The 10,305-nt window shown below is 75.4% G+C and carries 8 protein-coding genes; 1 reads left to right on the top strand and 7 read right to left on the bottom strand.

The genetic code is table 11. The features are described from left to right. Positions 1-33 precede the first annotated feature (33 nt). Positions 34-963, top strand: a complete 930-nt coding sequence (locus tag ACFO60_RS28410; protein ID WP_380845854.1) for a cobalt-precorrin-6A reductase — start codon at positions 34-36, stop codon at positions 961-963. Here the strand turns inward: ACFO60_RS28410 and ACFO60_RS28415 are convergent. The 7 genes from ACFO60_RS28415 to ACFO60_RS28445 form a co-directional block, all read right to left on the bottom strand. Beyond that, the gene (locus ACFO60_RS28415) at positions 938-2,554 is read right to left on the bottom strand and encodes a precorrin-2 C(20)-methyltransferase (protein WP_380845887.1); all 1,617 of its coding nucleotides are present in this window, start codon (positions 2,552-2,554) and stop codon (positions 938-940) included. The genes ACFO60_RS28410 and ACFO60_RS28415 overlap by 26 nt on opposite strands. A 274-nt stretch (positions 2,555-2,828) precedes the next feature. Then, positions 2,829-3,455 (bottom strand): precorrin-8X methylmutase, encoded by a 627-nt coding sequence (locus tag ACFO60_RS28420; RefSeq protein WP_380845857.1) that lies wholly within the window; start codon positions 3,453-3,455, stop codon positions 2,829-2,831. A 151-nt stretch (positions 3,456-3,606) separates the two neighbouring features. After that, complete coding sequence (gene cobM / locus ACFO60_RS28425) at positions 3,607-4,350, bottom strand: precorrin-4 C(11)-methyltransferase (protein WP_380845860.1); 744 nt, start codon at positions 4,348-4,350, stop codon at positions 3,607-3,609. Between the two features lie 34 nt (positions 4,351-4,384). Beyond that, positions 4,385-5,773 carry a precorrin-6y C5,15-methyltransferase (decarboxylating) subunit CbiE gene (gene cbiE / locus ACFO60_RS28430; RefSeq protein ID WP_380845863.1) on the bottom strand — a complete coding sequence of 463 codons (1,389 nt, stop codon included), beginning with the start codon at positions 5,771-5,773 and terminating at the stop codon, positions 4,385-4,387. Then, positions 5,760-7,418, bottom strand: coding sequence for a cobyrinate a,c-diamide synthase (locus tag ACFO60_RS28435; RefSeq protein ID WP_380845866.1), 1,659 nt, complete (start codon positions 7,416-7,418; stop codon positions 5,760-5,762). The genes cbiE and ACFO60_RS28435 overlap by 14 nt, the downstream gene beginning before the upstream one ends. Further along, positions 7,412-8,014: a cob(I)yrinic acid a,c-diamide adenosyltransferase gene (cobO, locus tag ACFO60_RS28440; RefSeq protein ID WP_380845869.1), complete on the bottom strand. Its 603-nt coding sequence runs from the start codon at positions 8,012-8,014 to the stop codon at positions 7,412-7,414. The genes ACFO60_RS28435 and cobO overlap by 7 nt, the downstream gene beginning before the upstream one ends. Position 8,015: 1 nt before the next feature. Then, positions 8,016-10,169 (bottom strand): putative cobaltochelatase, encoded by a 2,154-nt coding sequence (locus tag ACFO60_RS28445; protein ID WP_380845872.1) that lies wholly within the window; start codon positions 10,167-10,169, stop codon positions 8,016-8,018. Positions 10,170-10,305 lie beyond the last annotated feature (136 nt).

Below are 10,305 nucleotides of genomic sequence, written 5' to 3' on the forward strand. Positions count from 1 at the left end.
CAAGTCAGGACGCCGAGTGGGAAGGCAGGGCACGTGAAGGCCGGAGTGCTGGTGATCGGTGGCACAGGGGAGGCACGGAGACTGGCCGCGGCCCTGGTCCAGCGGCCCGAGCTGCGCGTGGTGTCGTCGCTGGCCGGACGGGTGACCGACCCCCGGCTTCCCGAGGGAGAGGTGCGCGTCGGCGGTTTCGGCGGGCCTGAGCGCATGGCGGCCTGGCTGCTGGAGCAGGGGATCCGCGCCGTCGTGGACGCCACGCACCCGTTCGCCGAGCGGATCACGGCCTCGGCCGTCCGGGCGTGCGCGGCGGCGGGAGTGCCGCTGCTGGTGCTCCGGCGGCCGGGATGGACCGAGGGCCCCGGAGACGACTGGCGCTGGGTGGCCTCCCTCGACGAGGCCGCCACGACCCTGCCCGCCCTCGGCCGGCGCGCCTTTCTGACCACCGGCCGCCAAGGGCTGTCCGCGTTCGCCGGCCTGGACGGCCTGTGGTTCCTGATCCGCACGGTGGACCCGCCCGGACCTCCGCTGCCTCAACACTGCCACCTCCTGCTCGACCGGGGTCCCTACACCCTCGCGAGCGAGCTCGCGCTGATGCGGGCGCACCGCGTCGACATGCTGGTCACCAAGGACAGCGGAGGCGGCATGACCATGGCCAAGCTCGCGGCCGCCCGCGAACTCGGCCTGCCCGTCGTGGTGGTACGCCGCCCGCCCCTGCCCGGTCCGGTCCCAGAGCCGGCGACAGAGCCGACACACACGCCCGCCATCCGCACCGCAGGAACGTCCATTGCCGGGGTCGCAGGGACGGCCGGCGCCGGCCCTGCGGGGATGTGCGCCCTCGGTCGGCCGGGGACGCTCTGTACCGTCCAGACCGTGCAGGATGCCTTGGACTGGGTCGACGTGATCGCCCACGCCGGCCCCGCGACCCGTCCTGCGTCCGGTCTCACGCCGGGTAACGGCGTGGGGTGAAGACCGCGGGACGGCCGTCCCGCTCCACGGCGCGGGTGGTGGACGAGCCGATCACCAGCAGGCAGCGCATGTCGACATCGGCCGGGTCCAGCTTGGCCAGCGTGGTGACGCGCAGGCTCTCGCCCGGTCCGCCGACGTCCCGCCCGATCACCACGGGAGTGTCGGGTGAGCGATGCTCCAGCAGCAGATCGCGTGCCGCGCCCACCTGCCACGTACGGCTGCGCGACGCCGGGTTGTAGATCGCGAGGACCAGGTCGGCGCGCGCCGCGGCGGTGAGACGCCCGGCGATCACGTCCCAGGGTTTGAGCCGGTCCGACAGCGACAGGACGCAGTAGTCGTGCCCGAGCGGCGCGCCGGCCCGGGCGGCGACCGCCTGCGCGGCCGTCAGGCCGGGGACCACGCGCACCCGCACCCGCGCGAACCGGGGCTCGCACGCCACCTCCAGCACCGCGCTCGCCATCGCGAACACCCCTGGATCCCCTGAGGAGACGACGGCGACCCGGGATCCGGCCTGGGCCAGTTCGAGCGCGTGCGCCGCCCGCTCGGCCTCGACGCGGTTGTCGGTGGGGTGCCGCCTCTGGCGCGGGTTGGGCGCCACCCGGTCCAGGTAGGGGCCGTAACCGACGAGTTCGTCCGCGGTGGCCAGGGCGTCCTGCGCCTCCGGGGTCAGCCACGGCCGGCCCGCCGGTCCCAGCCCGACCACGACCACCTCCCCGCGGGCCCCCTCCGGCGCGGGCACCTGAGACGCGGCACCCCCCACCAGGCCGCCCTCGGCCGCGGCGCCCTCGGCCGTGGCGCCCTCGGCCGTGACGCCGTCCACCGCGGCGTGGCGACCCATGCCGGCGCCCGTGGCCCCGCCCGTCCCGGCGACCCGGGTCAGGGAGGCGCCCGCGCGGCTGGGGAGGACGGCGATCGAGAAGTACGGGACCTCGGCCGGGTCCACCTCGGCGAGCGGCGCGATCCGCTGCCGGTCGGTGGTCGCCCGCTCGACGTACCACGCCTCGTCCAGGCGCCCCGCCCGGCGCAGCGCCTCGCGCACGGAGGTGAACGTGCGCCCGAGCTTGAGGATCGCCGCCGAGTCCGCGGCGGCCAGCCGCTCGGCGAGGACGTCCTCCGGCAGGGTGCCCGGCAGCACGGTGAGCGTCTCCTCCCCCTCGACGAGGGGACGGCCGAGCGTCGCCGACGCCCCGCTCATCGAGGTGACGCCGGGGACCACCTCGGTCGGGTACCGGTGCGCGAGCCGCTTGTGCAGGTGCATGTAGGAGCCGTAGAACAGCGGGTCGCCCTCGCACAGCACGACCACGTCGCGTCCGGCGTCGAGGTGCGCGGCCAGCCGTTCGGCGCAGGTGGCGTAGAAGTCGTCGATGGCGCCCCGGTAGCCGCCGGGGTGGCCGGTGGTCTCGGTGGTGACCGGGTAGATCAGCGCTTCCTCGACCTGGTCGCCGCGCAGGTAAGGCTCGGCGACGCCGCGCGCGATGCTGCGGCCGTGCCGCGCGCTGTGGTAGGCGATCACGCCGGCGTCGCGGATCAGGCGGGCGGCCTTCACCGTCACCAGTTCCGGGTCCCCGGGGCCCAGCCCCACACCCCACAGGCGCCCACCCCCCGCCGGGCCGTCGTCCCCGCCCCCCGCTGCCCCGGCATGCCCCGGTACCGACGATCCGCCGTGCCCCGGTACCGAGCGTCCAGCTTGCCCGGGTACCGACGGGCCGGCGTGGCCGGGTGCCGAGCGTCCAGCCTGCCCGGGTACCGAGGATCCAGCGTGCCCCGGTACCGAGCGTCCAGCCTGCCCGGGTGCCGACCGGCCGGCGTGCCCCGGTACCGAGGGGCCGGTGTTCCGCCCTTGGCCGAAGTCGTTCATGCGTCGGTCACTCTTCCTCGCTAGCGATCGCGTTGACGGCGGCCGCCGCCATCGCGCTTCCACCCCGGCGCCCGTGCACGACCAGGTACGCGAGGTCGCCGCCGTACTCTTCCAGTGCCTGCTTGGACTCGGCGGCGCCGATGAACCCCACGGGGACGCCGAGCACCGCGGCGGGCGGGCCCGCGCCCTCCCGCAGCAGCTCCAGCAGCCGGAACAGGGCCGTCGGAGCGTTGCCGACGGCCACCACGGCGCCGGCCAGCCGGTCGCGCCACAGCTCCAGCGCCGCGGCGCTGCGCGTGGTGCCGAGCCTGCGGGCCAGTCCTGGCACCCTCGCGTCGCCGAGCGTGCAGATCACGTCGTTGCCGGCGGGCAGCCGCCGGCGCGTCACCCCTGACGCGACCATGGACGCGTCGCACAGCACCGGCGCTCCGGCGTTCAGCGCGACTCTCGCGCGCGCCACTACCCCCGGCGACCAGGCCAGATCGTCCACGAGATCGACCATGCCGCACGCGTGGATCATGCGGACCGCCACGCGCGCGACGTCGTCCGGCAGATCGCCCAGCCGCGCCTCGGCCCGGATCGTCGCGAACGACCTGCGGTAGATCTCCGCCCCGTCACGTATGTACTCAGGCACGGTCCCCGTCCCGTCACGTATGTGCTCAGGCACGATCTCCGTCCCGTCACGTACGTACTCAGGCGCGTTCTCCTCCGGCCCCTTCGCCCTCCCCACTCCCCCATGGACGCCCGCCGCCGGCGCCCCGTCCTGAGGAAGGGACCCCGCCGCGTCAGTCACGGACGCGGGCGGGCGAGTACAGGTGGCTGTCGGGGAACTCCGAAGCGGTCAGCACGCCGCCGACGACGATCACGGCCGTGCGGACGACACCCGCCTCGCGCACCTGCTCGGCGATGCCGGCCAGGGTGCCGCGCAGGACGATCTCGTCGTCGCGGCTGGCACGGGCGACGACGGCGACGGGGCAGGAGGCCCCGTAGTTGGGGATCAGCTCCTCGACCACGGCCTCGATCCGCTGGACCGCCAAGTGGAGCACCATCGTGGACCGGCTCCGGCCCAGGCCGGCCAGATCCTCGCCCTCGGGCATCGCCGTGGCGCGGGCGGACGTGCGGGTCAGCACGATCGTCTGACCCACCCCCGGGACCGTCAGCTCCCGGCGGAGGGAGGCCGCGGCCGCCGCGAAGGCCGGCACACCGGGCGTCACGTCATAGGGCACGCCGGCGGCGTCCAGGCGGCGCATCTGCTCGGCCATCGCGCTGAAGATCGACGGGTCGCCCGACTGCAGCCTGGCGACGTCCGACGCCACCGCGTGCGCCTCCAGCATCTCGGCCACGATCTCGTCCAGCGTCATCCTGGCGGTGTCGACCAGCCGCGCTCCCTGGGGCGCGTACTCAAGGAGCTCCTTCGGCACCAGGGACCCGGCGTACAGGCACACCGGCGAGGCGGCCAGCAGGTCGCGCCCGCGCACGGTGATGAGGTCGGCCGCGCCTGGCCCGGCTCCGATGAAATGCACGGTCACGCCGTCTTTTCCCTTCTTCTCCCGCCCATCGGGGTCATGGGCGCACCGCCGTCCACAAGGTCACCGGGATCGCCGGTCGCCAGGTGGTGAACCCGCCCAGCCGCCCGGCGCGCTGTACGGCGACGCGCGCCAGATCGCCGCCCGCCTTGGCGTGCCACGCCGCCACGACGGCCTCGGACTCGACCGTCACCGCGTTGACCACCAGCCGGCCGCCGGGACGCAGCGCGTCCCAGCAGGTCTCGACCATGCCGGGGACCGTCGCGCCGCCGCCGATGAAGACGGCGTCGGGACGGTCGAGGCCCGCCAGCGCGGCGGGCGCCGTGCCGGTGACGACCCGCAGCTCGGGCACGCCCAGCGCGGCGGCGTTGCGTGCGATGCGGCCGGAACGCTCCGCCTGGCGCTCCACCGCGATCGCCCGGCAGCCGGAGGCCGCGCGCATCCATTCGATCGCCACGCTGCCCGCGCCCGCCCCCACGTCCCACAGCAGCCGGCCGGGCAGCGGAGCGAGCCACGCCAGCGTCACCGCGCGGACCTCCCGCTTGGTGAGCTGCCCGTCATGCTCGTACGCCTCGTCCGGCAGGCCCGGGACCAGGGGAAGCGGCATCGGGGCCGGCACCGTGGCGGGGTCGGCGCGGACCTCCAGGGCGACGACGTTGAGCGGGCCCGCGTCCGCCGCCCACGCGTCCGCCTCGTCCGCCGTGCCGGTCGCCGAACGCTCGGCGGGGCCGCCAAGCCGTTCGAGCACGGTCATCGTGCTCGCGCCGTACCCGCGCGCGCGAAGCAGCTCCGCGACCAGGCGGGGCGTCGTCGCGCCCTCGCTCAACGCCAGCACACGGCTTCCCGGCCACAGGACCCGGTTCAGCCGCTCCACCGGCCGCCCCACCAGGCTGACGACGGCGGTGTCCTCGACCGGCCAGCCCATCCGGGCGCAGGCGAGCGAGACCGACGACGGATGCGGCACGACGCGCACCCGCTCGGGGCCGAGCAGCCGGACGAGGGTCGAGCCCACGCCGTGGAACATGGGATCGCCGCTGGCCAGCACGCACACCTTCCTGCCCGCGTGCCGGGACAGCAGCTCGCGGACGGCGGGCACCAGCGGCGAGGGCCAGGCGACGCGTTCGGCGTCCGCCTCCGCGGGCACGAGCGCGAGCTGCCGGGGGCCGCCGATGAGCACGTCGGCCCCGGCGATCCGCGCCCGCGCGGCGGGTGACAGTCCGTCCCAGCCGTCCGCGCCGACGCCGACGACGGTCACCGGCACGCTCACGTCCGCGCCGGCCGTCGGCGCGGACGTGCCCGCGCCGGCCCCGACGCCGACCGTCGGCGCGCTCATGCCCGCGCCGGCGAGGGGCACCGGCGTGCCCGCGTCGACGCCGGTCAACGGCGTGGTCGCGTGCCCGGTGGGCATGGCGTCAGAGGCCGGCATCGTCCACCAGCCTCGCGGCCATGTACGGGCTTCCGGCCCAGTGCAGGTGCAGGTACGAGGCCGCGAGCTTCGGGCCCCCGTACCCGTCGGCGCCGCCCCGCCACCGGAACAGCGGTTCGGGGTCGCCTACGGGGGTGACCTGGGTGCGGTGGAACTCGTGTCCTCGGTACCTCTCGCCTTCGCGCGTCACCACGGAGTCCCGCACCGACACGGCGCTGCGGTATCCCAGCGTCAGCCGGCCGGTCATCGCCGCGTTCGCGTCCACGAGCCCGCACATGGGACGCCCGTCCAGTTCGCGGCAGAGGTAGAGCAGCCCCGCGCACTCGGCGACGATGGGCCCGCCGAACGCGGCGATCTCGCGGCGCAGCGGCTCGTTGGCCGACAGCTCCACCGCGTACACCTCGGGGAACCCGCCGGGCAGCAGGACGGCGCGCGTCCCCGCGGGAAGGCTCTCGTCGCGCAACGGGTCGAAGACGGCGATCGTGCCGCCCGCCGCCTCGACCAGCTCGGCCTGCTCGGCGTACCCGAACGTGAACGCCTTGCCCCCGGCCACGGCCACCACGACGTCCGCGCCGCGCCCGGTGCGCCGCCGCCCGTCGCCCGCCATCACGACGTCCCTGCCGCGCCCGGCGCGCCGCCGCCCGCCACCCGCGTCAGGCCCGTCGCGCCCGTCAGGCCCGTCGAGCCCGCTGAGGCCACCGAGCCCGCCAAGGCCACCGAGGCCGCTGAGCGCCTCGCCGGCGTCCCAGGCGGGCGCGGCGAGCCGGGGCGCGCTGTCGGCGAGGCGGGCGATGGCGGCGAGGTCGCAGGTCGTGGCCACCAGGTCGGCCATCGCAGCGACGGCCTCAACGGCCGCGCCCGCCCGCTCCGCCGGGGGCACCAGGCCGAGGTGCCGGGACGGCGTCGAGACCATGGCCGTACGCGGGATCGCGCCGTACACCTCGACGCCCGTCTCGGCCAGCGCGTCCCGGCAGATCCGTTCGTGGCGCGCGGACCCGACCCGGTTGAGGATGACCCCGCCGATGCGGACCCGCGTGTCGTAGGACATGAACCCGTGGACGAGCGCCGCGACCGACCTTCCCTGCCCGGACACGTCCACGACCAGGACGACCGGAGCGTCCAGCAGACGGGCGACATGCGCGGTGGACGCGACGTCCCCCTCGATGGAATCGGCCCGGCTGGACGCACCCCTCGTGGAGTCCTCTCTCATGGAGACACCCGTCGTGGAGGCCTCCGGGGTGAAGGCGCCTGAGGTGAAGGCGTCCGTCGTGGACACACCCGTCGAGGAGGCGTCCGACGTGAAGGCGTACGTCGGGGAGGCGTCCGCGGTGGAGTCGTCCGGGGTGCTGGAGCCGTCGAAGAGGCCCATCACCCCCTCGATGACCGCGATGTCGGCGCCCTCGGCGCCGTGCAGGAACAGAGGGGCGATCAGCTCCTCTCCGACGAGCCACGGGTCGAGGTTGCGGCCAGGGCGGCCCGTCGCGAGGGCGTGGTAGCCGGGGTCGATGTAGTCGGGCCCGACCTTGTGCGGCGAGACCGACAACCCCTTGGCGGCGAAGGCCGCCATCAGGCCGGTGGCCACCGTGGTCTTGCCCGCCCCCGAAGCGGGCGCCGCGATCACGAGGCGCGGAAGCCCGGTCACCATTCGATACCCTTCTGCCCCTTCTGGCCCGCGTCCATGGGGTGTTTGACCTTGGTCATCTCGGTGACCAGGTCGGCGATCTCCCGCAGGCGCGGGTGGGCGTCCCTCCCGGTGATCAGGACGTGCTGCGTGCCCGGCCGAGCGACCAGCGCGGCCTCGACGTCCTCCACGTCGATCCACCCCCAGGTGATCGGGTAGGTGAACTCGTCCAGCACGTACAGCCGGTACGTCTCGGCGGCGAGGTCCCGCTTGACCTGTTCCCAGCCCTCGCGGGCGTCGGCCGCGTGGTCGGCCTCGGTGCCCGGCTTCCTGACCCAGGACCAGCCGTCGCCCATCTTGTGCCATGCCACCGTGCCCCCGGCGCCGGACGCGCCGAGCACCGTGAGGGCGTGCTCCTCGCCGACGCGCCACTTGGCGGACTTGACGAACTGGAACACGCCGATCGGCCAGCCCTGGTTCCAGGCCCGCAGCGCCAGCCCGAAGGCGGCCGTGGACTTCCCCTTGCCAGGGCCGGTGTGCACGAGCACGAGCGGCCTGGCCCGGCGCTGCCGCGTGGTCAGGCCGTCCTCCGGCACCAGCTCCGGCTTCCCCTGCGGCACCTCAGGCCACCTTCCGTCGTTCGCGGACGAGATCACGCAGACCGCCTGCCGCCAGGTGGTCCAGCCCCACGGCCTCGCCGCCGAGCAGCGCCGCGAGGCGCGTGGCGAGTCCGAGGCGCACCGGGCCGGTCTCGCAGTCGACCACGACCGCGGCGACGTCCTTGAGCGTCGAGGCGGCGCGGCGCACGTCGGCGTCCGTGCCGGCGGTGGCGCGCCCGTCGGTGACGACGACGAGCAGCGGCCTGCGCGCGGGGTCCCGCAACCGTTCGGCGCGCACCACCCGTGCGGCCCTGCGCAGCCCTGCGGCCAGCGGCGTGCGCCCGCCCGTCGGCAGCTCACGCAGGCGTGCCGCTCCGGCCTCCACCGACGAGGTGGGCGGCAGCACCAGCTCGGCTCCCGCGCCGCGGAAGGTGACGAGCCCGACCTTGTCGCGGCGCTGGTAGGCGTCCAGCAGCAGGCTCAGCACGGCCCCCTTGACCGCGCCCATGCGCCGGCGGGCCGCCATGGATCCGCTCGCGTCCACGACGAACAGCACGAGGTTGCCCTCCCGCCCCTCGCGCACGGCTTCGCGCAGGTCGCCCGGCCGCACGATGAGCCCGGGCCCGGTCCTGCCACGTTCCCGCTGGTACGGGGCCGCGGCGCGCAGGGTCGCCGTCAGGTGCGGCGAGCCGAGGCGCCCGGACGGAGCCCGCGCCCCAGCGACGCGTCCGTGGGTGGTGCGGGCCCGGGACCGCCGCCCCGGCGCGCCCGCTCCGAGCCCCGGCACGGTCAGCGCCCGCACCCGGTACGGCTCGCCGGCCGGCGGCGTCGGCCGCCCGGGGGCCGGCGCGGCCTCGTCCCGCGGCGCCGGGCCCGTCCCGGCATCGCGCGCCTCCTGGTCAGGCTCGGGCCCCTGGCGGGGCTCGTCGTCCTGGGCCCGCGCGGGGCCGGGCGAGGCGGCACCGTCACGAGCGCCATCATGGGCGTCGTCACGAGCACCGTCATGGGTGTCGTCATGGGTGCCGTCGTGACTGCCGTCCGCCGGGGAGCCCGGCTCGGCGTCCGGTCCCTCACCGGACGGGCCGGACCCGGTGTCGGGGTCTGGGTCGAGGTCCGGTTCCTCCTCCAGGGCGGAGGCCGCGTCGCGGAGCAGCTCGTCGAGCTCGTTCTCGTCGAGACCGGGAGCGTCGAACGGATCACGCCTGCGGCGGTGCGGCAGGGCGAGCCGCGCGGCCTGCCGGATGTCGTCCCCGGTGACCCGGGTGCCTCCTCGCCAGGCCGCGTGCGCCACGGCGGCGTGGGCGGTGACAAGGTCGGCGCGCATCCCGTCCACCCCGAACCCGGCGCAGACGGTGGCGATCACGTGAAGCGCGGCGTCGGGCAGGACCACTCGGCCCAGGCCGGCGCGCGCCTCGGCGATGCGCGCGGCGAGGGCCTCCTCGTCCTTCCGCCACCGGCGGGTGAAGCCCTCCGGGTCGTCCTCGAACGCGAGCCTCCGGCGGATCACCTCGGCCCGCTCGGCCGGGTCGCGGGACGCCACGACCTCGACGGTCAGGCCGAACCGGTCGAGAAGCTGAGGACGCAGCTCGCCTTCCTCGGGGTTCATCGTGCCCACCAGGAGGAACCTGGCGGCGTGCCGGACGGACACGGTGTCGCGTTCGACGTAGCAGACGCCGAGCGCGGCGGCGTCCAGGAGCAGGTCCACGAGGTGGTCATGCAGCAGGTTCACCTCGTCGACGTACAGGACCCCCCGGTGCGCCGCCGCGAGAAGTCCCGGGTCGAACGCCTTGACCCCCTCGGTCAGCGCCCGTTCCAGGTCCAGCGATCCGGCGAGGCGGTCCTCCGAGGCGCCGACCGGCAGCTCCGCCAGCCGGGCCGGCCGGACCAGGGTGTGCGGGCCTTCCGTGTCGTGCGGCCCGTCCGGGCAGTCCGGGTCGGGCGCGGCCGGGTCGCACGAGAAGCGGCATCCCGCGACGACGGCCACAGGCGGCAGCAGCGCCGCCAGCGCGCGGACGATCGTGGACTTCGCCGTCCCCTTCTCGCCCCGGACGAGCACCCCGCCGCTGCGCGGGGACACCGCGTTGAGGATCAGGGCCAGCTTGAGGTCGTCGTGCCCCACGACCGCGGTGAACGGGTAGTGGACGTGGCGTACGGCCGTCTCGCGCCGGTCCGGCATGTCTCGGTGTCCTAATCAGTGTTAGCGAGTCGCCTTGCGGCAGACTCGGTGTTGGTAGCCGTCCGGTGGGTGAGCACTTGCGTGTCCTGGACTTCGAGTCCTGCCGAAAGACAGTGCCCCCGCTGGTTGGCCGGGA

Source organism: Sphaerisporangium dianthi, assembly GCF_042654065.1.
Classification (GTDB): domain Bacteria; phylum Actinomycetota; class Actinomycetes; order Streptosporangiales; family Streptosporangiaceae; genus Sphaerisporangium; species Sphaerisporangium dianthi.